16 protein-coding genes and 1 pseudogene are annotated in these 22,243 nt (G+C 71.7%); 8 read left to right on the forward strand and 9 right to left on the reverse strand.

Annotated features, from left to right (window positions below; translation table 11 throughout):
* The first annotated feature begins 70 nt into the window (after positions 1-70).
* The 7 genes from BLV05_RS10115 (at position 71) to BLV05_RS10145 (ending at position 7,206) form a co-directional block, all read left to right on the forward strand.
* Positions 71-3,424: a DEAD/DEAH box helicase gene (locus tag BLV05_RS10115; RefSeq protein ID WP_046771664.1), complete on the forward strand. Its 3,354-nt coding sequence runs from the start codon at positions 71-73 to the stop codon at positions 3,422-3,424.
* A gap of 98 nt (positions 3,425-3,522) precedes the next feature.
* Complete coding sequence (locus tag BLV05_RS10120; RefSeq protein WP_046771663.1) at positions 3,523-4,071, forward strand: hypothetical protein; 549 nt, start codon at positions 3,523-3,525, stop codon at positions 4,069-4,071.
* A 187-nt stretch (positions 4,072-4,258) separates the two neighbouring features.
* Complete coding sequence (locus tag BLV05_RS10125) at positions 4,259-4,759, forward strand: DUF5994 family protein (RefSeq protein WP_267884910.1); 501 nt, start codon at positions 4,259-4,261, stop codon at positions 4,757-4,759.
* A gap of 172 nt (positions 4,760-4,931) precedes the next feature.
* Positions 4,932-5,156, forward strand: a complete 225-nt coding sequence (locus BLV05_RS10130; RefSeq protein ID WP_152690993.1) for a hypothetical protein — start codon at positions 4,932-4,934, stop codon at positions 5,154-5,156.
* The gene (locus tag BLV05_RS10135) at positions 5,153-5,407 is read left to right on the forward strand and encodes a hypothetical protein (RefSeq protein ID WP_046771645.1); all 255 of its coding nucleotides are present in this window, start codon (positions 5,153-5,155) and stop codon (positions 5,405-5,407) included. The genes BLV05_RS10130 and BLV05_RS10135 overlap by 4 nt, the downstream gene beginning before the upstream one ends.
* A gap of 134 nt (positions 5,408-5,541) precedes the next feature.
* Positions 5,542-6,417 (forward strand): hypothetical protein, encoded by an 876-nt coding sequence (locus BLV05_RS10140; protein WP_046771644.1) that lies wholly within the window; start codon positions 5,542-5,544, stop codon positions 6,415-6,417.
* Positions 6,418-6,663: 246 nt separating this feature from the next.
* Positions 6,664-7,206 (forward strand): hypothetical protein, encoded by a 543-nt coding sequence (locus tag BLV05_RS10145; protein ID WP_046771643.1) that lies wholly within the window; start codon positions 6,664-6,666, stop codon positions 7,204-7,206.
* Positions 7,207-7,230: 24 nt separating this feature from the next.
* On the opposite strand, the gene BLV05_RS10150 is transcribed toward BLV05_RS10145, so the two are convergent.
* The 5 genes from BLV05_RS10150 to BLV05_RS10170 are packed head-to-tail and all read right to left on the reverse strand — an operon-like array spanning position 7,231 to position 16,506.
* Positions 7,231-8,472: a TIGR02679 family protein gene (locus tag BLV05_RS10150; protein WP_046771642.1), complete on the reverse strand. Its 1,242-nt coding sequence runs from the start codon at positions 8,470-8,472 to the stop codon at positions 7,231-7,233.
* 15 nt (positions 8,473-8,487) lie between these two features.
* Positions 8,488-12,645 (reverse strand): TIGR02680 family protein, encoded by a 4,158-nt coding sequence (locus tag BLV05_RS10155; RefSeq protein WP_046771641.1) that lies wholly within the window; start codon positions 12,643-12,645, stop codon positions 8,488-8,490.
* Positions 12,642-13,820: a TIGR02678 family protein gene (locus tag BLV05_RS10160; protein ID WP_046771640.1), complete on the reverse strand. Its 1,179-nt coding sequence runs from the start codon at positions 13,818-13,820 to the stop codon at positions 12,642-12,644. The genes BLV05_RS10155 and BLV05_RS10160 overlap by 4 nt, the downstream gene beginning before the upstream one ends.
* Positions 13,817-15,421 (reverse strand): TIGR02677 family protein, encoded by a 1,605-nt coding sequence (locus BLV05_RS10165; RefSeq protein ID WP_152690992.1) that lies wholly within the window; start codon positions 15,419-15,421, stop codon positions 13,817-13,819. The genes BLV05_RS10160 and BLV05_RS10165 overlap by 4 nt, the downstream gene beginning before the upstream one ends.
* Positions 15,422-15,477: 56 nt before the next feature.
* Complete coding sequence (locus BLV05_RS10170; protein ID WP_046771639.1) at positions 15,478-16,506, reverse strand: NADPH:quinone reductase; 1,029 nt, start codon at positions 16,504-16,506, stop codon at positions 15,478-15,480.
* 722 nt (positions 16,507-17,228) lie between these two features.
* On the opposite strand from BLV05_RS10170, the gene BLV05_RS10175 reads away from it, so the two are divergent.
* Positions 17,229-18,134: an LLM class flavin-dependent oxidoreductase gene (locus tag BLV05_RS10175; RefSeq protein WP_046771638.1), complete on the forward strand. Its 906-nt coding sequence runs from the start codon at positions 17,229-17,231 to the stop codon at positions 18,132-18,134.
* A gap of 74 nt (positions 18,135-18,208) precedes the next feature.
* Here the strand turns inward: BLV05_RS10175 and BLV05_RS10180 are convergent, their stop codons facing one another.
* From BLV05_RS10180 to sigJ, 4 genes and pseudogenes are all read right to left on the reverse strand, one after another.
* Positions 18,209-19,174: an RNA polymerase subunit sigma-70 gene (locus tag BLV05_RS10180; protein ID WP_046771637.1), complete on the reverse strand. Its 966-nt coding sequence runs from the start codon at positions 19,172-19,174 to the stop codon at positions 18,209-18,211.
* 58 nt (positions 19,175-19,232) lie between these two features.
* Positions 19,233-19,661, reverse strand: a complete 429-nt coding sequence (locus BLV05_RS10185; protein WP_083421301.1) for a hypothetical protein — start codon at positions 19,659-19,661, stop codon at positions 19,233-19,235.
* Positions 19,662-19,738: 77 nt separating this feature from the next.
* Positions 19,739-21,157, reverse strand: a pseudogene (gene rox, locus BLV05_RS38555) (rifampin monooxygenase).
* Between the two features lie 103 nt (positions 21,158-21,260).
* Positions 21,261-22,166 carry an RNA polymerase sigma factor SigJ gene (gene sigJ, locus BLV05_RS10195; protein WP_046771660.1) on the reverse strand — a complete coding sequence of 302 codons (906 nt, stop codon included), beginning with the start codon at positions 22,164-22,166 and terminating at the stop codon, positions 21,261-21,263.
* Positions 22,167-22,243: the final 77 nt, after the last annotated feature.

The raw sequence follows: 22,243 nt of genomic DNA on the forward strand, positions 1-22,243 counted from the left end.
GCGCGGCGGTCTACGGGGAGACGAGCGCGTCGGCCGGAGGCTGTCGGTGGGTCCGGCTAGCGTGATCTTCATGTGGCCGGGTATCCAAGCGAACGACGACGCGGGTCTGCTGAAGGCGGTGGACCCGTCCGCGTACGTGCGCGGCCTGATGTACGCCCAGCACGGCGCGGTCATGGACATCGCGTGGGAGGCGAACGAGGGCATCATCACCGGCGCGGTGGTGGGCAGCGCGCGTCAGCCGTACTCCACGGTCGCGTTCGTCCGGCCGGCCGGACCGGACAACTACGTGTTCGTCGAGGGACGATGCACCTGCCCGGTCGGGTTCGACTGCAAGCACGTCGTCGCTTTGGTGGCGACGGCACTGAGTGACGGCGGCCCGGTGCGGGGCCGCCGGCCGGAGCCCGTGGCCGACTGGAAACAGTCGCTCGACTCGCTGCTCGGCGGAGGCGGGCCAAGCCGCGATTCGTCGGTCGAGATCGCCGTCGAGTTGACGCTGTCCAGCCGGCCGCGCGCGACGGGGCGGTGGGACGACGCGGCCGGGACGTCGCCGCGGCTGCTGGCGAGGCTGGTGCGACCCGGACGCGGCGGCTGGGTCGCCGGTGAGCTCACCTGGTCGCGACTGCGGCTGCGGCCTGAGCTCGTCGCCGGCCCGATCGATCAGTTGCGCTGGCTGCGCCAGTTCCTCCTGCTCTACGAGGCCGGACGGCGCGACACCACCTACTCGCCGTACGGCCCGGACGAGAAGCACGTCGACCTGACGGCGTTCGAGTCCAGCCAGCTGTGGCCGCTGTTGGACGAGGCCGCGCGGCTCGGCGTCCGGTTCGTGTACGGCAAGAAGCGTTCCGGCGACGTCGACGGCTATCGCGTGGCGCGGCTGGAGCTCGACGTCACGACGGACGGGAGGACCGGCGAGCTCGTCATCATCCCGGTCCTGACGGTCGCGGGCGTGGAGGGCGACGTCGTGCCGGTGCGGTTCATCGGCGACGACGGGCACGGCGTGGTCTACGTGCCCCGCGACAACCCCGAGACGACGAACGACCCGCAGAACTGGCGGTTCGGCCTGGCCAAGCTCGAGCCGCCCGCGGGCCGCGAGCTGCAACAACTCGTGCTCGACGACATGCGGCTGACGGTGCCGGCGGCCGACGCCGCTAGGTTCCGCGACGAGTACGTCCCGCGGCTGCAACGGCTGGCGACAGTCGTCTCGTCCGACGGGTCGTTCGTGCCGCCGGAGGTCTCCGGGCCGACGCTGGTCGCCCGGGCCGACTACGGCAGTGGTCACGGGCTGGAGCTGGACTGGGAGTGGCACTACCAGGTCGGCGACGCGGCGCGGCGGGTGCCGCTGGACGATCCGTTCCCCGACGGCGCCGACGACGGGTTCCGCGATCCCGCGGCGGAGCGGGCGTTGCTGGCCGGCCTCGACCCGGGGCTGCTCGACCTCGGCCCGCCGTCCGACAGCGGCGGCAACGGCGCGGGGTCGCGGCCGTCGCGGGGGCGTTCGCCGGTCGACCGTCGGCACTTCGACGGGCTCGACACCATGCGGTTCAGCACCGAGTCGCTGCCGCGGCTGCGTGATCTGGACGACGTCGAGGTCGAGGTGATGGGTGAGCCGGCCGACTACCGCGAGGTCGGCGACTCCCTGGTCATCGGGGTGTCTACGGAGGCCGAGAAGGGCGAGACCGACTGGTTCGACCTCGGCGTCAGCATCACCGCCGACGGGCAGGACGTCCCGTTCACCGACCTGTTCACGGCGCTGGCGCGCGACGAGCCGTACCTGCTGCTCCCGGACGGCGGGTACTTCTCGCTCGAGAAGCCCGAGCTGCAGGCGCTGCGCCGGCTCATCGACGAGGCGCGGGCGCTCGGCGACCACACCGGCGACGGTACCCGGATCAGCCGGTTCCAGGCCGGACTCTGGGAAGAGCTCGCGGAGCTGGGCGTCGTGACGCACCAGGCCGACGCCTGGCAGCGTCAGGTGAACGGACTCCTGGCGCTCGGCACACTCGACGACGACGCCGTGCCTCCCACCACACTGCGGGCGCAGCTGCGTCCGTACCAGCTCGACGGCTATCGCTGGCTGACGTTCCTGTGGGAGAACGGGCTCGGCGGCATCCTGGCCGACGACATGGGGCTGGGCAAGACGCTGCAGACGCTGGCGCTGATCTGCCACGCCAAGCAGGCCGACCCTGACATGCCGCCGTTCCTCGTCGTCGCGCCGACCAGCGTGGTGTCGAACTGGGTGACGGAAGCGGCCCGCTTCGCGCCCGGGCTCACCGTCGTGCCGGTCAGTGACACGCTGCGGCGTCGCGGCCAGTCGCTCGACGAGGTCGTGGCCGGCGCGGACGTCGTCGTCACCACGTACACGTTGATGCGGCTCGACGCCGACGCGTACGGGCAGGCGCGGTGGTCCGGGCTGGTGCTCGACGAGGCGCAGCACGTGAAGAACCACCAGTCCAAGACGTACCAGGCGGCGCGGAGGCTGCCGGTGCCGTTCAAGCTGGCCGTCACCGGCACGCCGGTGGAGAACAACCTCATGGAGCTGTGGTCGCAGCTGTCCATCGCGGCACCCGGCCTGTTCCCGCACCCGCGCCGGTTCGAGGAGTACTACGGGCGGCCCATCGAGCGGCAGGGCGACGCCGACCGGCTGGCGCAGTTCCGGCGCCGCATCAAGCCGCTGGTGCTGCGGCGGACGAAGGAGCAGGTGGCCGCCGACCTCCCGGCGAAGCAGGAACAGGTGCTCGAGGTCGAGCTGCACCCGAAGCACCGCAAGGTCTACGACAAGCACCTGCAGCGCGAGCGGCAACGCGTGCTCGGGCTGCTCGACGACGTCGACAAGAACCGGCTCACGATCCTGCGCTCGCTCACGTTGCTGCGGCAGCTCAGCCTGCACGCCGGCCTGGTCGACGACGAGCACGGCGACCTCGCCAGCGCCAAGATCGACCTGCTGATCGAGCAACTCGGCGACGTCATCGACGGCGGGCACCGGGCGCTGGTGTTCAGCCAGTTCACCGGCTTCCTCGGCCTGGTGCGCGAACGGCTCGAGGCGGCCGGCATCGAGTACTGCTACCTGGACGGTTCAACCCGGCACCGTGAGCAGGTGATCGCGCAGTTCAAGGAGGGGGTTGCGCCGGTCTTCCTGATCAGCCTCAAGGCCGGCGGGTTCGGGCTCAACCTCACCGAGGCCGACTACTGCTTCATCCTCGACCCGTGGTGGAACCCGGCGACGGAGGCGCAGGCGGTCGACCGCACGCACCGCATCGGCCAGACCCGCAACGTCATGGTGTACCGGCTGATCGCCGCCGACACCATCGAGCAGAAGGTCATGGCGCTCAAGGATCGCAAGGCCAAGCTGTCCGCCAGCGTCATGGACGACGGCAACGCCTTCGGCGGCCGCCTCGACGTCGACGACATCCGGAACCTCCTCGAGTAGCGCGGCGCGGGAGGGTGAGCTGGGCGTGGTGCGGGAGGGTGAGGTGAGCTTGGGTGGGCGGTCGTCGGCGGGCGGCGGACTGATCGCGGGTGAGCACGATGTCCCCTGAGAACGCCCGCGTCCTGGGCGAGCTGCTTCGCCGGCGCAACCTCATCGACGCGGAGATCGCGGGGCTGATCAACCGGCCGATGAGCGCGGGGCACCTCGGCGAATGGATCGCCGCGCAGGTCTTCGACCTCCAGCTCGAACCGTCGGCGTCGGCGACGGCCATCGACGGGCGGTTCCGTACCGGGCCGCTCGAGGGGCGCACGGTGAACGTCAAGTGGTATCTCAAGCGCGAGGGCATCCTGGACATGACCGTGTCCGACGCCCTGGACTTCTACTTGGTCATGACCGGCCCGCCGGCCGCCGCGGCGTCGTCGCGAGGCGGTGTGCGGCCCTGGTGCATCCACCGCGTCTACCTCTTCGACGCGCGGCGACTGCTCGACGTGCAGCGGGCGCGGGGAGTCGCGGTCGGCGTCGCGTCCAGCGTCCCCAAGGCGCTCTGGGAAGCTGCGGAGATCTTCCCGGCCGGCACCAACGGACAGCTCGTCGTGACGGCCGAACAGCGGGCGGTCCTCGAGCTCTTCCGCCTGGATACGCCCTGACGATTCCGCAGGTCCGGCCGCCAGTTCGCCGAGTGGACCACGCGGCAACCCGTCAGGTCAGGCGGCCACTGCCCGTCATGACCGGGTGTACGGTGGAAGTTCAAGGCGTTGATATGCGGGCAGGTCGGTCCCCAGCTGCGTCGGCACTATGGATGTCGGCCGCAAAGGCCGGAGATTGGCCGCGCTGATGCGCCAGTTCCTCAGCTCACATCTGCTCGACGACTCAGCGACGCGAGTCGCCTACCGCGTGACCCAGCCGGGCCGGGACCCGAGTCTTCATGGTGTGTGGTGGCCGCGGTCCAACGACCTCGGCGCGGAGCTGCCCACGGTCATCGAGTCCCTGGACCGCAGGGGATTCATGACCGAGTGGGTCTCGTTCAGCCGGAAGACGTGGGGCAACGCGGGGCGGCAGCTGCTGATCGCCGGCCGGGTCATCCGGACGGCCTCGTACCGCACCATCGACCCGAACATGGTGAGCCTGAGCGGGCGTGACGGCCGCGCACGCATCGATCTGCTGGTCGTGCCGCCCGACGTGGATCCGACGGCTGCGGCGCGGGCGTTCGCGCGCGTCGTCGACTGGGACAACCGCCTCACCGCGAGCGAGGTACTGGCAGCCGTCGAGGCCGATCGAGCCGTCCAACCGGACGCGCTCGTGTCGTGGCCGATGCTCCAGGCCGTGGCGTCGTGAGCCGCCCGGGCCGGACGCCGACCGGTGGGGGCCGGCCAGTTGTGTGTCGTCGATGCTAACGCGCCGGCCCGACGCTCGGGCGCTGGCGCTGGCCATCTTCCTCCGGCGTTGGGCGGGTGCGTTCTCCTTCTCCGCGGACGCCCTCGACTCGCCCGAAACGGCTCATGCGGGCATGACGTTGCTGGACGCGGCCCAGCGTGCGGAGCAACTGGCTGGCGATGATCCGGTCATCGTCGTGCTGTCCGAAGCCGGGCACTTCGAGTCCACGCCCGATGGCACCGCGCGGTTCGTCGAGACTGTCGAGATCAGGCACGCGGTGCTGCGGCTCATCGTCGGGCCGACGTTCGACGGAGGGCAGGTTCTGGCGGCCATCGCCTCCGCGAGCGGACCGCCGTGAGCACCCCCGACGCTCTGCCGCATCCGCTGGGCACGTTGTTCGCGGACATCCTCGCCGCGCGTGCGGAACGGCGCAGGCAGGCGGCGCAGAAGGTGTTCGACCCAGGCGCACAGGGCGCGGCGCTCCGGGAGAGCCTCCGCGCTCTGGAGGCCTACGCCGAGGCGTTAGAACGGCGGCGCTGGCCGGTGCCCCGTCAGATCCAGCAGGACATCCGCCTGCACCGGGCGTTGTGCCAGGTCTTGAGGCACTGACGCGCCAGGAGCGCAGCCGCGCACCCGGCCGGTGCGCGTGACCCCCGTCCATGTGGTCGGCGGAGTCACCACATGCTCGTCGAACCAGCGGAGCGCACCGGTATCGTCGGCCATGCCTTTGCAGGAGGTATGGCGTGGCGATGGCAGGGTCGGGCGAGCGGGGTGCGCTGCGTGCCGCGATCGAAGGACTGCTGCGCACGTGCGTAGAGCTGGAGCGGCATGCTGACGGGGCGGCGCGGGCGTCGCGCGAGCAGGTGAGTCGAGTGGCTCGCGGACTCGTCGGGTTGCGTGCGCCGGGCGTGTCGGATCTGTCTGGTGAGATCGCGGACATCGGGAAGTTCATGAGCGCGGACGTGTCGAAGACGTTGCGCGAGGCTCGTGCACCGTATGTGGTGGAGGTGCATCAACTGCTGGGACTGCTGGCGCCGTTGCACGGTGTGGCGGCGGTGCCTGTGCTGAGCCCGTCGGGGACGGCGGCGGTTGGGTTGCAAGCCGCCTTTCCGGCTGGGTTCGCCCGCGACTACGTGGGCGACTTGCTGACCGGTATGGACCGTAGCGTCACGGTCGACGCCGAGGCGGCCCGGTTGGTCCCGACGGTGCCCCAGCTCGACACCGACGGGGCCAAGGTCAGTACCGGTGCGGAGTACTCCGACGACCACCGCGATGTGGGAGTCGGATTGCTCCAAGACCCGATCTGCCATGCAGTCGAGCGACATGGACCGCAGATGCCCGATGAAGCCCAGTTGGCGCGACTGATCTGGCTGAAGGATCCATCTGGCGCGGACGCTTGGCAGATTGCGCCCGACGGCGCTGTCCAGACTAGCCATCGCTGCGGCGTCTCCGCGGGCGGATTCACCTCACCGGAAGCCCTTGCCAAGCCTATTGAGGCGCCTGCGAACGGCACACAGGGTTGTAGGTGGCTTGGACGCCTTTCTCACGAGAAACGCCGGCGTATTCCCGTCGATCGGCATCCACGTCAGCGCCGAGCTGGCAGGTTTGGCCGAGGGTGATGCCCGTGGATATCAGGGAGCCGGGACTGGTATGCCAGAGACCCGACGTGATTGGCTGGCAGCTAGACGGCTGGCGCTGAAGCGAGGTAGCGGGCAGGTACATGGCGTTCCCCACGATCCACTTGCCGAGGGCTCCGACCCGGGTGCGACTCTGGTCTTCAGGAAGTCCGGCGGGAGTTGGCGGCTTGTGACGTGCTATCCGGTCGATGAACCGGATCCAAGAAACTCTCGGTTGGAGGACCTTGCGTGATACCTGAGAGCAGCAACTTCAAGACCTTCTTCAGCGGCGGGTTTGGGATAGCCGACCACGAGCCAGATCTCTATATCCAGGCGATCGAGGATCTCCGGGGGATGCTCGCCAATGACGAGGGCGGCCACGTTCATGCCTTCCGGGAGGAGTTCGCTGCCCACATTCGGGACTCTTCGTTCACCCCGCTACCCAGGTCGTCACAGTGGATGACCGACGAGTGGTTGCGCGACATCTGGTATGACGCGTTCGGTCCCGAGCCGGCGCCAGGTGACGCCTATCCGGTGCCGCAGGAGGACTGGGGTCATCGTCGGGTCACCGACTACATGCTGCACGCCGTCAATCAGACGCGTGAACTCAGCTCGCCGAGTGCGCCGGATTGGCTGGAAGCGCGTGGGCTGACCTTCGACGACATCGAGGCTGCCGTCGAGTCCTCCGAGACTCGTTCCGTCGGCTTCCGGTCGGCACCGGAGGGGTGGCTCGAACGGCTGCGCGATCTGGTGGAGCGCGGGCTGCGGGAGGAGCAGCCCGGCGAACGCTGACTCGCCTGTGGGAGGCACCCTCGCTCAACGTGCGAGATCGCGCAGCAGGTCGTCGATGGCCAGCTCCTCCTCGATCCGCACGCCACGGCGCACCATGGCCGACTGCAGCGCCGGATCCCAGGGGGTTGGCAGGGGTGTGCCGCTGAGCGGCGACGACCCGGCCGCGGACTCGTACGCGGCTGCGTCGAACCGCCACGGCTCCCATCGCACCCTCTCGTACACCGCAGCAGCGATCGCCACCCCGCCCCAGTCGAAGTCGCCGTGATACGCGAACCGTGCGCCGCCTGATGCCAGCAGGTCGAGCAGACGCCACACTGCGGCAGATGGCCGGCCGTTGACGCACACGAGCGGCGGGCAGGCAGCGCCGAGTTCTTCGGCCGCCGCCGCGACGACGACCGGATTCTCGCAGAGCCGCACCAGACCCTGGGGTGCCAGAACCGGACCATCGTGCCGACGTAGCTGTCGTAGCGTCAGCACGCTCGGCTCGCCGACCGCACGCATCGCGGCCAGCGTCAGTCCAAGCGGTGTCCGCGATTCACCGGGCAGGCCGAGGCAGAGCACCGTCGACGAGAGTTCGTCGAGGTGGACGCCGACCGCAGCCCAGATCTCTCGGCGGCCGGTCAACGCCTCGCCGAGCGATGAGTCGCTCGTCATCGCGCGGGCGGCGGACAGCGCCAGTGTGGCGACCGGCCGTCCTTCGTCGAGGGCATGAGCGTCGCCGCAGACCTCGGCGGCGAGCCGTCCGAGCGGCACGCCAGTCGACGGAAGCCGCTGCACCACGCCCGCCACCGCGTCCAGGACGAGCCGCGCCGCGCTCGGGTCGGCGACCAGTCGCCGGACCACGCCGGTGGTGTCCAGCCAGGCTCGCCACTCGATCAGCTCCGGGCGGTCGGCAACCGTCGCGTCGAGTTCGCGAAACGCCGAAGCCCAGGCTGCGGCGACGCTTGCGGCCTCCGCTGAGCGGTTCCGGATGGGTCCGGCCAGTTGCTCGACCGCGGCGGCCAGGCCGTCCGGTGCGGCCCGCGATGCGCGCAACGTCCGGTCCAGCTCGTCCAGCGACACGCTGAGGGAGGCACCGCCGCCCGGCCGCCGTCCCAGGAGCAGCTCCACGGCGCGACGCTGCTCCGCCGAAACGCTGAACAACGTGACGGACCCGGTCAGAGGCTTACCGAGCTCCAATCGGCGCCGCATCCGCTCGACGAGCCAGGTCGTGTGCGGCCCGCCGAGAAGACGATGCAGCCGATCGTCGCGGGACGACTGTTCCATCGGCCCCGGCCCGCCTCAGCCCTGACCGAACAGGTCCGCTTGCTCAGCACCGCCGGCGCGCGGTGCCGGCTCGGCCGGCGGCAGCACCGGCACGGGCCGCTCCACCCGGCGCCGATCCCGCCCGTCCCACCGCCACGGCGTCACCAGCACGGCGTCGATGCCGTCGCGTCGGGCCAGGTGGCTGATCGCCAAGCCGGGCACCTCCGGGTAGCAGCCCCACTCGCGTTCGCTTGTCATCACGACGTCCATGTCGAACGTGGCCAGCAGTCCAAGGCACTTGGCCCGCGAGTCGTCGTCGACACCGGCGAACGCCTCGTCGAGCGCCACCAACCGCGGTGCGTACGGATTGGCGGCGGACTTGTAGTGCGCGGATGCCGCGGCGAACAGCGGCACCGACGCCACGAGCGCACGCTCGCCGCCGGACGCCGGGCCGGTCGCGGGTCGCCACTGGCCGTCCTGATACCGCTGGATGGTGAACTCGTGCCACGTGCGGTAGTCCAGCGCGGTCGTCAGTTGGTCGTACCAGCCCACCGCGGGGTTCTCGGCATGCTCGCGGGCGATCTGCCGTTGCAGGAACTCGCCGACGGCGCTCCGGTCGGCCTCTGACCAGGCGTCGACGGTCTGCCGCAGCTTGTCGCGTACCCGGTCCAGGCCGTCGGGAGCATGACGGGCGCTGCGCCAGATCAGCCGCAGCCGCATCCCCGTCGACGTCGGCCGGGCGGCGAGCTCGTCGTTCATCGCCCGCACCTCGTCCTCAGCGGCGGCGATGAGCTCGTGCAGCGTACCGGCGACCTCGTTGAGCAGGTGGTTCTCCAGGATCTCCCGCTCGCGTGCCGAGAGCAGCTGGGCGCGGTCGTCGATCTCGGTCCGCAGGGCCATCGTGAGCTCCGGGATCTCCCGGGTGCGGCCTTGGAAGACGACGTCGACGACCATCACGCCGGCGCGCAGAGTGAGGCCGACGGAGTGCCCGTGCCGCGCCATCGCGTCCGACAGCAACTTGTGCTCCTCGGACACCCGTTTCTGCACCCGGTCCCAGGGCCCGTCGCTGTCATCGGCACTCTCGAGCGCGGCGTTGACCGACCGGGCCAGATGCACGGCCGGGGTCGCCGCCCACGACTCGTCGGCGCCGGGAATCTCCAGCTCGGGCAGTGCGACGCGGAGCAGACCGGTCGCGGCGAACTGCCGGAACTCTTCGACTGCGGCATCGCGCTTGGTCTCCGCCTCCGTGATCTCCTCGGTCAACTTCTCCCGCGCACCCTCAGCCCGGCCGCGGTTCTCCCGCGCCTGGTTCGCGACGTCACGAGTGGCGCGCTCGTTCTCGTCACGCTGGCGCAGCTCCTCGGCTACGGCGGCGAGCTTCCGGCGCAGCTCCTCGATCGCGTCGCCGACGGTCTCGTGCAACACCCGGTAGGTCTCGGCCGCCGCCGCCGCCCGTTCGCGCGCCTCGACGGCCGACGACGAAGCCTCCTCGAGCCGTTCGGCGGTACCGGCCAGCTCCTCGGCCACGATTCGTGCCGTCTCGCGCGCGTCGAGCAGCGCCTCGGCCGCCGGCCACAGCCCGGCCAGCGCGACCCGGTAGTCGCCCAGGGCGGCGCGGACCGTCGCCAGCTCGTCGGTGTCGACGGGCAGGCCGACGTCCGCGGCGAACTCGGCCGCTCGGTGCCGGACCGCGACCAGCTGCGCCTCCTGCTCGCGCGCCGCCTCTTCAGCAGCCGAATGCTCTTCCTGGTGGCTGCGCCGGCGTTCGTGCTCGCCGGTCAGTTTCACGTGCGCCTCACGCAGTGCCTGATCGTCCGGTCGGGCGCGACGCTCCTCGTCGAGGCCGCGGCGTCGAGCGGCGACCTCCTCCAGCGCGGCGGCCAGCTCGGCCAGCCGCGACTCCAGCTCGGCCAGTTCGGCACGCAGCCGCTCCAGCCGGGCGCGGCGGGCCCGCTCGCGGGCGCCATCGCCGATGAACACCGCGTCGGGCTTGTGCCAGGAGCCGGTGAGGACGCCGTTGGCCCAGCGCCCGTCGACGGTGACCCACGTGTGGTGATCGCCGCCGTCGTCGGCATCCAGACCGATCGCGCCGAGTACGGCATCGACCAGGTCGTCGGACAGCGCCGCCGCATGAACGTCGGCCCGGTCGACAGCGGGGCGCAGCACGTCTCGGCAGCTCCCCCGCCGGGCACCGGTCTCCGTCCCCGCACCATCCGCCGCGGCAACGACGACGGTGTCGTCGGCGCCACGAAGCGTCCCGTCCGGCGACAACCACGCGTCCAGGATCCCGGCCGCCTCCAGCGCGGCCTCCACCCCGGCGCGGTGATCGCTGGGGACGTCGTCGGCGAAGTCGACGACCTTCCAGAACGGCGCGCCCGGCCGGTCGACTCGACCGCTGGGGTCGCGGGTGTAGGGCACCGGTGGAGCGTCGTGCCCGCCGGCCTCCAGCCGCTGGATCTCGTCGGTGATCTCACCTGTGGCGGCCCTGCGGTCCTGCCGCTCGGCCTCCAGCCCCGCCTCCTGACGCCCCAGCTCTGTGGTCGCTGTCCGCACCGCCTGGTCGACGGCCTCGGCCGCAGGGTTGACGCCGTCGACGTTGACCGCCCAGGTCTCGAGCAGGGACAACACCGCGTCGGCATCGGTCACGCGGAACTCGGACACGCCGCCCAGGTAGGCGCTGTAGCGCGCGGACAGGCCGGCGGTCTCGTCGTGAATGGCCTGCTCAGCGTGGGTGACACGCTCGGCGTCGGCCTGCAGCTGCGCGGTCAGCCGGTCGACCTCGCGGCGGGCCTGCTCCAGCCGAGCCGACTCCGCCGCCACCGCGGCCAGCAGTCGTTCGAGCTCTTCGACGGCGCGCGTCCGCCGATCCGCCAGGGCGGCGGTCTCCCGGCGGGCCGCGGCGAGGTCGGTCTCCCAGCGGCCGGCCACGTCCTGGTGCTCGGCCGCGCATCGGGCACGCTCGGCCGACTCCGTCGCCGTCCCGTCGGCGGCCTCGAACGTCGCAGCTGCCTGTCGCTCGCGGCCGGCCGCGCGCTCGGCGGCCACCCGCCGCCGCCTGAGCTCGTCGTCGAGCCGTTCGCGGTCGCCCTCCACCCTCCGGGCATAGGCCTCCAGCCGGTCGGCGTCGGCCTCCAGATGCTGTAAGCGCTCGGCGTCGCGCATCTCCGGGCTCTGCTGGAGCGCGTCGCGTTGCGCTTCCAACGTGCCTTTCGCGTCGGCGAGCTCGGCCAGCAGCTCCTCCGCGGCGTCCAGCTCGCCCTGGGCCTCGGCGTAGCGGCGCTCGGCCTCGGCCAGGTCACGGCCCAGCCATTCGTAGCGGCTGTGCGTCTCACGCGGCCCGCGAGCCATGCGCCTTGCCGCTAGCTCGGCGTACCGGCGGTAGTGCCGCAGGAACTCGGCGGCTGCCTGCTCCGCCTCGCGCAGCCCGTCGATGGCGTGCCGCTCCTCGTCCAGCCCTCGGAACGCGTCCGCCACCGTGCGGATCAGCGCTGGGCTGACCGGTGGCAGTGCCTCGGTGAGCGCCGTTGACAACCGCTTCTCGTCCGGCTTCTTGGACAGCTGCGGCTGACGGAGCTGGATCAGCAGGTTGACCAGCGCCTCGTAGCGCCGCTCGCCCAGCCCGAACAGGGCTTCGTCCACGGCCCGCCGATAGTCCGAAGCGCGGTCGTAGACCATGCCGCGTCCCTCGACGGCGTCGCGGAGCCGCTCGCGGGTGAGTGGCACCCGGCCGGGGCCGAGCAGCAACAAGTCGTCGCCGACCCGCTGTGGAGTAACGACGTACCAGTGCCGGGCGATGCCGCGGTCCTTGACGGCCTTGAGGCCGCAGCCGATGGTCTTGAACTCGGGCGTGCCGTCGGGCCCGATGCGGCCGAACTCCAACCAGGTGTAGCCCACGCGCTCCGGATGCGGGTGCTTGCCGCCGAGCAGCAAGTTCCACTCCATCCGCTTCTGCCGGTCGCCGTCCGGTTCGACGCGGTGTGGCGACAGCTCCCCGTCGAGCAGGAACGGCAGCGTGAGCGCCAGCACCTTCGACTTCCCCGTGCCGTTGTTGCCGCGCAGCAGGAGGCGGCCGTCGTGGAAGTGGAACTCCTCGACGTCGTAATAGAAGATGTCGACCAGCCCGGCGCGCAGCGGTTTCCACCGTCGCGAGGTAGGAGTTGGCAGTGCCGCCGTCGTCACTGTGGGCGCGGTCATCGTGACTCCAGTACCTCGGACGCGCGGATGGTGGGTTCGCCGATGGCGAACCTGCCGATGGCGGCCAGGCTGAACACCCGCTGGGAATCGGCATCGACCAGCCGCAGCGCGGTCAGCTTCTCCAGTGCGACGGCGAGCAGCTGCTTCTCCGCACCCGGATCGGTCACGCCCTTGCGCCAGTACGCGGTGTGCTCCCGGGCGGCTCGGCGGACGAACTCGTGCAGCTCATCGACGGTGGCCTCCTTCCTCGCGGCGAGGTACTCCGCCACGAGGAGGGTGACGTGGCCGTCGGTGCGCTGCTCGGGCATGCGCACGTCGGTGAGCTGGTCGTCTGGGTCGACCATCGCGATGCCCTCGGCGCGCATCTCGGGCCACAGCCCGGTGGCTTCGTGGATGCGGCGCGTGATCGCCTGCCGTTGGGACAGCAGGTACGCCCGCTCCGCGGGGTCGAGCTCGGCGTAGTAGACGACGGGGTCCAGCAACAGCCGGCGGGTCAGCCGCCGGCGCATGGCCTGATTGCGAAGGTCGTCGGTGTCGGGAACGGGTTCGGCGGTCAGCTCGGCCAGCCGTTCTTCGAACGACCCGGCGGTGACGGTGGACGGCCCGCGGTTGCCGGTGAGCAGCGCGGCCAGTACCGGGCGCTGGATGTCGTAGAGCACGTCGCCCGATGCCGACAGATAAGCGTCTTCGTCGCCGGCCACCTTGGCCAGTACGCCCCACTCGAGCAGCGTCCGGACGATCGCCACGAGGTCGGACCGCTCGGCGCGGTTGTCCATCGTGAACTCCACGCCCGCCGCGGTCAGCTCCGGTTCGGCCGCTACGTCGAGCAGTTGATCGGCCAGCGTCCCGAGCGTGGTCTGGGCGTCGGCACGCTCGAGCACCGCGAGCGCCAGGCACAGCAACACGTAGCGCCGTCGCCCGAACGGCTCGTTCGACCGGCCACGGGCCGGATGCGTCGGGTCGGTGGTGTTCGGCGTCGTCACGAACAACCTGGCCGACTCCGGATCGGCCTGCAGCCGCCAGCCGGTCTCCCGGGTGAGCCACTCGCGCAGATACCGCAGCTGCCGTCGGACGGTGACGAAGGCGTCCGCGTCGTGTTCGGCCGTCAGCAGTGGCTTGGCGAGCAGGGCGCGCATCGCGGCGCGCCGCTGAGCCGTCTCCTCGTCGAGGATCATGTCGCGCCCGCCAGGTCGGTGATCTCGATCAGGTGCTCCGGACCACGGAGGACGCCGTCCTCGGTGTGAATGGACACCTCGGCGCAGGCGTCGGGACCGTCCTGAACCAGCGACAGCCTGACCTCCATGGACCCGTCGCTGGTGGTCGTCTTCACCTCGGTCTCGCCCGGCAGCCGGGTCGCGAGCGCGTCGCCGAGCAGGCCGAGGAAGAGCCGGAACGCCCGGGCGTCGAGCTCGCCGAGCTGGGACAGCAGGATCGGGCCGCTGGTAGCGAGCCGACGGCGGGCGGCCGCGAGCTCGGTCGCTTCTTGCTCGGCCTGCCTCCGGAGCAGCTCGCGTGCGGCCGAGCGGTCCTCCACCCGGTTGGGCCGGCCGCGCCGCTCGTACGAGCCGGTCTTCCGCAGCTGAGGCGAGATCCGGATCGGCGGTGCCTGCGACCACGGCGTGGACGACGGCGGCTCCTGCTCCTCCCATTCGGTCAGCGTGGTGCTCGTGACACTGAGGTGGCGAGCCGGCGAGAGCCCGAACGCCGCGCGCCACAGCCGGTGCATGGCCGCCTCGTCGGGCGCCTCGGCGAACCAGCGGGCCAGGGCGCGGAAATCGGCCGAACGGTCGGACCGGCCCGAACGGCGCTCGTTGAGCATGCCGACGGTGTCGATGAGCTGCTTGATGGCCGTCACGGCGGCCTGCCGCAGCAGCCGGGCCTGAGAGGGGTGACCGGTGTCGGCTGAGATGAACCAGTCGCGCAGCCCGCGCCACCGGTTGCGCCAAGCGCCGAGCGCTGCCGCCTCGGCGCGGGTGTACGCGTCGGTGCCGTCCGGGCCGTCGGGGACGGAGTCGAGCGCCTCTCGCCGGGCCGCCAGCCGTAGCAGGCGATCATGATCGCGGGCCTCCAGGTCGGCAAGCAGCGTGGCGATGCGGGCTCCCGAGTTCGCGAGGTCGGCGATGAACCGGTTGATGTAGTCGATCAGCCGTTCCTTGTAGGCGAGGAAGCCCTCCACGTCGCCGTCGGAGAAGTCGATGGCCCGGCGCAGCGACGCCATGAATGCCTGCGCGTTGTCGGCGAGCGACGTGAAGCGCTCGGCCAGCGACAACAACAGCCGGTGCGTCTTGGCAGGGTCGGGCTCGGGCTCCTCGGCGACGACCAACAGCGCCGCGAGCTGCTCGGCGATGTCCTCCAGCGCCACCGACTGCAGCGCGCCGCGCCGGCCGATGGCCTGCTCGTAGAACGCGATCGCCTCCTCCGCCGCATGCCCGGCGGTGGTGAGCTGGTACAGGAACCGTTTGCGGTGGAAGTCCTCGGGCGAGGTGGCGCGGCTGGTGTCCGGATCGGCCCGCAGGTTGCCCCACCCGACCAGTTGCTCCAGCGCCTGGGCAAGCTGCTCGTCGCTGTCACGCGTCAGCTCCGCGGCCACGTCTTCGGGCCGCAGGTGAACGATGAACCTTTCCTTGGCGCGGGCGAACGTGCACATCACGTCGCGGTACAGCGCCGCGTTCGGCGTACCGAGATAGGTGAAGGGCTGGGCAGCCGACGTCACTTGCTCGGCGTGGCCGCCGGACGCGGCCTGGCGGCCGGGCTCGTGGCTGGGCGCATCCGGCATGCGCCCTACGATAATGGGTCGGTGCGACAGTTCCGGTGGCCCGAGCCGGAGAGCACTCAGTCGTCGGCGACGGTGATGATGACCTTGCCGGTGGCGCCGTCCTCGACGGCGCGGTGGGCGTCGGCCGTCCGGTCGAGGGCGAAGTCGTGCAGCGGCAGGCCGGCGTCGTCGCCGACGCGGTAGGCACCAGCGACGATCGCGGCGTTGATGTCGTCGCCGGCGGTGCGGAGCTGTCTTGAGGGGAGCGTGTAGAGCAGCACGAACTGCAACCGCGCGTTCAGGACCATGTGCTGGCGCACGTCGAGGTCGAACGGGTGGTCGCCGTTGTTGGCGTAAATCGCGACCACGCCACGCGGCTTCAGGACCGCGGCATTCGTCGCGGCGTTGGCGCCGGCCGCCACCTCGACGACGAGGTCGACGCCGTCGGGGACGATCGCGCGGACGGCGGCCGCGACGTTAGCCGACCCGCCGTACGTCACGACGTGGTGGGCGCCGGCGGACGTGGCCAGCGCGCCCTTCGCGTCAGAACTCACCGTCGCGATGACCGTCGCGCCGGACCAGCGGGCCAGCTGGATCGCGGCGTTCCCCACCGCACCCGCCCCACCCGCCACCAGCACCACGCGACCGTCCAGCGCGCCGGGACCCAGCCGCGTCGGCCCGTCCTCGGCGACCGTCAGCGCCCGGTGCGCCGTGATCGCCGGGATGCCGACCGCCGCGCCCAGCGCGAAGCCGGCGCCGTCGGGCAGCACGAACACCCGTTCCACCGGCACGACGGTGTACTCCTGCGCCGTCCCGCTGTCCGGACGCTGGTACGCCGCGAGCGTCACCCACACCCGGTCGCCCACAGCCAGCCCGCCGACGCCGTCGCCGACCGCGTCGATCACGCCGGAACCGTCTTGGTTCGGCACCATCTCGGTCCCGGAGGCGGCGCCCATGCCGCCGCTGCGCGACTTCCAGTCGGTCGGGTTCACCGCGGAGACGACGACCCGGATGCGCACCTCGCCGGGGCCGGGCTCGGGGACGGGGCGTTCGGTGAGCCTGAGGACGTCGGCGGAGCCGGACTCGTCGTGCACGATCGACTTCATCGGGGTGTCGCATCCCTTCAACGGACGGTGCCTTCGATACGGCAACCCGCCGCGCACCGGCCGCATTCCGTCGCACCAGCCAGGACGCAAGAAGCCCCCGGCGCGGAGTGAACCACTAAGTGGAGGACGCGCCGGGGCTTAGCAGGGATCAACGGTGTTAGAGCACCTCATCCGGCCACGACCAATGGTAGGGCGCAAGAAGCCCCGACGCGGAGCCATAGTCCACGCGCCGGGGCTCAGCCGGGATCATCGGTGTTACCAGCACCTCATCCGGCCAACCTCAAGGCTACCCGTTGACGGGACACTTGTCTTCCTGTCATTCTGGTCGGCTAACTACATCGGGAATCCGCCCGACGTAGTCCGGAGACGGGCTACCGGGCGGACTGTTACCAGCGGTTCACTCGGTGCCCCCGCGAGGGAAGGTATCTCGTGAGCCATAGGTACAGGCGAGGAACGATGCTGAGCAGGCTACGGAAGTTGCGTCAGCACACCGAGGTCATCGGCCAGATCCTGAGGGATCTGTGGCCGTTGGTCGTGGTGATCTCCTCGATTCTGGGTGTTGCCCTGCACCAGCTCGGCTGAGGTCGAGCCGCAGGGAGCGAACGGGGTCGGCTGAGGCCGGCCCCTTCGTGCGTCCGACGGCCACACGATTCCTCCGGCGCCTCCGTCCGGTCTGTCCGCACAGCGGCCGCAACACGGCGGCGCGAACGGAAGGAATCGGCATGTCTCTGGAATTCGGCATCTTCCTGCCGGTCGGTTTCGCCGGCGAACTGGGCGCGTTCGACGACCCGGCCGAGGCGGCCGAGCGAGTGATCGAGCTGGCCCGGACGGCGGAGGAGTGCGGCTTCGCGGCGGCCTGGCTGCCCGACCACCTGCAGACCATCCCGCCGTCACCGGCGCCGGTGTTCGAGTCGTGGTCGCTGCTGGCGGCGCTGGCCCGCGACACCGACCGGATCCGGATCGGCCCGCTGGTCAGCTCCAACAGCTACCGGAACCCGGCGCTGCAGGCCAAGATCGCGTCGACGGTCGATGTCCTGTCGAATGGCCGGCTGACGCTGGGGCTCGGCGCCGGCTGGTACGAGCCCGACTACGAGGTGTTCGGCTACGAGTTCGGCGACGCACCCGGCCGGCTCCGGGCGCTGCGCGACGGCGTGCGGGTCATCAAGGAGATCTGGGAGCATCCGACGACGTTTCCGCGTGGCGCGCAGCAGCCCACGATCCCGCTGCTGATCGCCGGCGGCGGCGAACGGGTGACGCTCAAGCTCGTCGCGGAGTACGCGGACGCCTGCAACGTGATGGTGTCGCCCGCGGAGGCGGCGCGGAAGTACGCCGTGCTGCGGGAGCACTGCGAGGCGGCCGGCCGCGACTACGCCGCCATCCGGCGCACCGCGACGACCGCCTGCCTCATCGCCGGGTCGGACGAGGAGGCGCAGGCGGCGCTGTCGCCGGGGATGGGCGCGTTCTACCCGGGCGACTTCGCGTCGTACCTGCTCTACGGGACGGCCGACACCGTGCGGCGGCGCATCGCGGCGTACGAGGAGGCGGGCGTCCAGCAGCTGATCGTCGGCTTCCACGAGGCCACCGACCCGGAGGCGATCCGGCGGTTCGCCAAGGAGTTCATCGACTGACGGGTACAGCGGCGGGCCGGCGCCCACCCCGGCGCCCACCCCGGGCGCCGGCCGGCCCGCCGTCCGGAACAGGGTCAGGGGAGCGACGCGGGGAGGCCGAAGCGGGCGAGCAGGTCCTGCCCGGCGAAGACGGTGACCCGCGAGATGCCCGCCGGGGTCACCGTCAGCACGGCCATCCCGAACGCCGACCCGCCGCGGTGGTACGCACCGAAGGCGGGCTGGCCATTGGCCACCGTCGGCAGCTTGTGCCAGTCGCCGGGCGCGCCGACGACCTCGCTCATCAGGTACTCCACGCAGGCGACCTTGCCGGCGAACCAGGTCGCCCCGGCCGGCGACTCGAGGACGGCGTCGGCCCGCAGCGCCTCCTCGAACAGGCGCGCGTCAGCCGTCGCGAACGCCGTCATGTACCGGTCCAGCAGCTCACGAGCCCGCGGATGCTCCGGTTCGAGGACGTCGTCCATCGACGGTGTCACCTCGCGCAGCCGCCCCCGGGCCCGCTGCAACAGCGACTTCACCGCACCGACGTCCAACGCCAGCGCCGTCGCGACCTCAGCGGCCGGCCACGCGAGCACGTCCCTCAAGATGAGGACGGCCCGCTGGCCCGGCGTGAGGTACTGCAGACCGACGATCAGCGCGAGCCGCACCCCGTCACGCACGACGGCGACGGCGGCGGGGTCGGCGGACTCCGGCGTGACCAGGGCGTCGGGCAGCGGCTGCAGCCAGCCGACCCCGGCGGCGGGGCTCTCCGGCCCGCCGGACGGCCCGGTCCCGAGTCCCACGGGGACGGCGCGCCGGTCGCTGCGCTGCAACGCGTTCAGGCAGGCGTTCGTCGCGATGCGGTACAGCCACGTCCGCAGCGACGACCGCTCCTCGAACCCGTCGTACGAGCGCCAGGCCCGCAGGTAGGTCTCCTGCACCAGGTCCTCGGCGTCGTCGACGGAGCCCATCATCCGGTAGCAGTGCGCGAGCAGCTCGCGCCGGAACCCCTCGGCCCGCCGCATGAACTCGTCCTCGCGCATGGTCCTCCCGTCTCCGCTCATCCTGGTACTGACCGGCGCCGGCCCGGAAAGGAATCGGCGAACCCCTGCGGAAGACGGGTCACGGCTCCGACGACGATGACGGCGACGGCTCGACCCCAGGCGGCATGGCCCGGCGGATGGCGGCGGAGAGGTCCGCGGCGTCGGTCGCGTTGGCGCGCACCACCTCCGACCGGTGCGCCGGCCGGACCCGCCGCGGGTCGAAGACGCACCAGCCGGAGCGCCAGCCCCAGGCCAGCCGGCCGCGCGCGTCGGCCTGCCGGTCGGGCCAGACGACCAGCAGGTAGCGCCACCGGTACTCGCCCCGCCGCCGCCCCCACGCGACCAGGCGCCCCTGCACCCGCCGGCTCGACCGGTCGCCCATGACGATAGGAACGGCGGTGTAGAGGCCGGACGGCTCGGTGTAGGCCCGGAGCTTGATCTCCAGCCGCCCCGGGTCGAGCTCGAGGAGGTCGAGCGGAGGATCTTCCAGCCAGCGAGCAGACGTCATGTTGCCAGTATCGAACATATGTTCGCATGATCGGTAGTTCGTCGCCCTCCGTGGCCGATCGGTCACGGAGGGTGCGCTCAGACGGCCGCGCCGAACCACCGCGGCAGCCGGCCGCGCAACTCGTCCCGATCGTCGCCGGCCCAGGCCACGTGCCCGTCCGGGCGCAGCAGCACCGCGGGCACGTCCAGGCCGGCAACAACGTCGACGACGTGGTCGACGCGATCGGCCCAGCCCGCCACCGAGAGCCGTCCGGTCTGGTCCAGCAGCAGCCCGCGCCCGCCGCGCATCAGCTCGTACAGGCGGCCCCGCGTCAGCGTCAGGTCCCGCAGCCGCCGGCCGACCAGCGCCGGTCCGGCGCCGAGGTCGTAGCGGACCCCGATCGCGGTGATCTTCTCGACCAGGTGCCGGGTCACCTCGTCGAAGTCCATCAGCTCGGCCAGCAACCGGCGCAGCGCCCGCGCTCCCGGCCGCGGCGACAGCAGTTCCGACTGCGCGGGTGTTGTCGAGCACGTCCGCGGCCACCGGGCGGCGCTCGGTCTCGTAGCTGTCCAGCAGCCCGTCCGGCGCCCAGCCCGCGACCTCGGCGGCCAGCTTCCAGCCCAGGTTGAACGCGTCCTGGACGCTGAGGTTGAGCCCCTGCCCGCCCAGCGGCGGGTGGACGTGCGCCGCGTCGCCGGCCAGCAGGACCCGGCCCACGCGGTAGCGCGAGGCCAGCCGCGTGGCGTCGCCGAAGCGGGACAGCCAGCGCGGCGAGTGAACGCCGAAGTCGGTGCCCGCGAACGCCCGCAGCCGCACCTTGACCTCGTCGAGCGTCGGCTCGGAGCGGTCCTCGGTCACGTCCGCGGCGGGCACGACGACACGGAACGTCCCCTCGCCGCTCGGCCCGACGCCGAACGTGCGGTGTTCCTTGCGCACCTCGGCGACGACGGCGGCCAGCTCGTCCGGCGGCACGCCGATGTCCATCTCGCCGGTCAGCCACTCGGTGCCGGCCGGCTCGCCGGGGAAGTCGACGCCGAGCAGCTTGCGCACGGTGCTGCGGCCGCCGTCACAGCCGACCAGCCAGCGCGAGCGCAGCCGCGTCCCGTCGGCCAGTTCGGCGGTGACACCGTCGTCGTCCTGGCCGAGCCCGGTCAGCGCGCTGCCGCGCCGGACCTGCGCGCCCAGCTCCTCGGCGTGCGCGGCCAGCAGGCGGTCGGTGACCGTCTGCCGGATGCCCAGGATGTACGCGTGCGCGGTGTCCAGCCGCTCGGGCAGCGGCCGGTCGATGCCGGCGAAGTGGCTGCCGAGCGGGTATTTCGTGCCCCCGCGAGAAACCGGTCCAGCAGGCCGCGCTGGTCCATCAGCTCGATGCTGCGCACGTGCAGGCCGAGCGAGCGGACCACCGGGGTCGGCTCCGCGTCCTTCTCCACCACGAGCACCTGGACGCCGCGCAGGCGCAGCTCGGCGGCCAGCATGTGGCCGGTCGGCCCGCCGCCGGCGACGATGACGTCGATCATGAGGCTCCGTCCCGCAGGAAAATGCCTGGTCAGCGGGTGATTCTGCGCCACTCCAGGTGTCTTGCCGCAAGGCCCCTGCCGCGCGGTACCGTGGAAGGGGAGATCAGGCCGTCCAGGGGCGCAGCTTCTCCGGGTTCCGCACCGCCCACACGCGGCTGATCTTGCCGCCGGCCACGTCGAAGGCCAGCACCGTCCCGGTGACCCCGTCCTGCTGCAGCACCAGGCCCGGCTGGCCGTTCACCGTCCGCTCCAGGAAGATCAGATCGGGCGCGGCCGCCGCGATCTCGACGAGGGCGCGGGCGATCGGCTCGCCGCCCTGGAGCGGGGCGAGCGCGGTGGCGAGGCCGCCGCCGTCGGCGACCGCCGTGGCGTGCGGGTCGAGCAGTCCGACGAGCGCCTGGATGTCCTTGGCCGCCCACGCCTGCTTGAACTCGCGGACGAGATCGGCGCGGCGGGCGGACGAGGTGGCCGGCGCCGACGGCGGCTGCGCGGCGCGGAGCCTGCGGCGGGCGGACGACGCCAGCTGGCGGCAGGCGGCGGGTGTGCGGCCGACGACGCGGGCGACCTCGGCGAACGGGTAGCCGAAGACGTCGTGCAGGACGAACGCGACCCGCTCGGCCGGCGTCATCGACTCGAGCACGACGAGGAACGCCATGCTGACCGACTCGTCCAGCGTGACGCGGTCGGCCGGGTCGGCGCTGCCGGTCGGCGGGGTGCTGATCCACTCGGTGCGGTCGGGCAGCGGCTCCGGGATCCACTCGCCGACGTACCGCTCCCGGCGGCTGCGCGCCGAGCGCAGCAGGTCGAGGCAGATGCGGCTCGCGACCGTGGTCAGCCACGCGCCGGGGGTCTCGATCGCCTCCCGCTGCTCCGGCGACATCGCATACCAGCGCGCGTACGTCTCCTGTACGACGTCCTCGGCGTCGGCCAGCGAGCCGAGCAGCCGGTACGCGACGTTGATCAGCTGCCGGCGCTCGCTCATGATCGCGGCCAGGCCCGGATCGGTCATGGTCCACACCTCCTCACTCTCCGACGAGACAGCGGCCCGACGTGTGCGGCCTGACGTTTCGGCGGGCCGCGTCGTCG

This window comes from Jiangella alkaliphila (assembly GCF_900105925.1).
Taxonomy (GTDB): Bacteria; Actinomycetota; Actinomycetes; order Jiangellales; family Jiangellaceae; genus Jiangella; species Jiangella alkaliphila.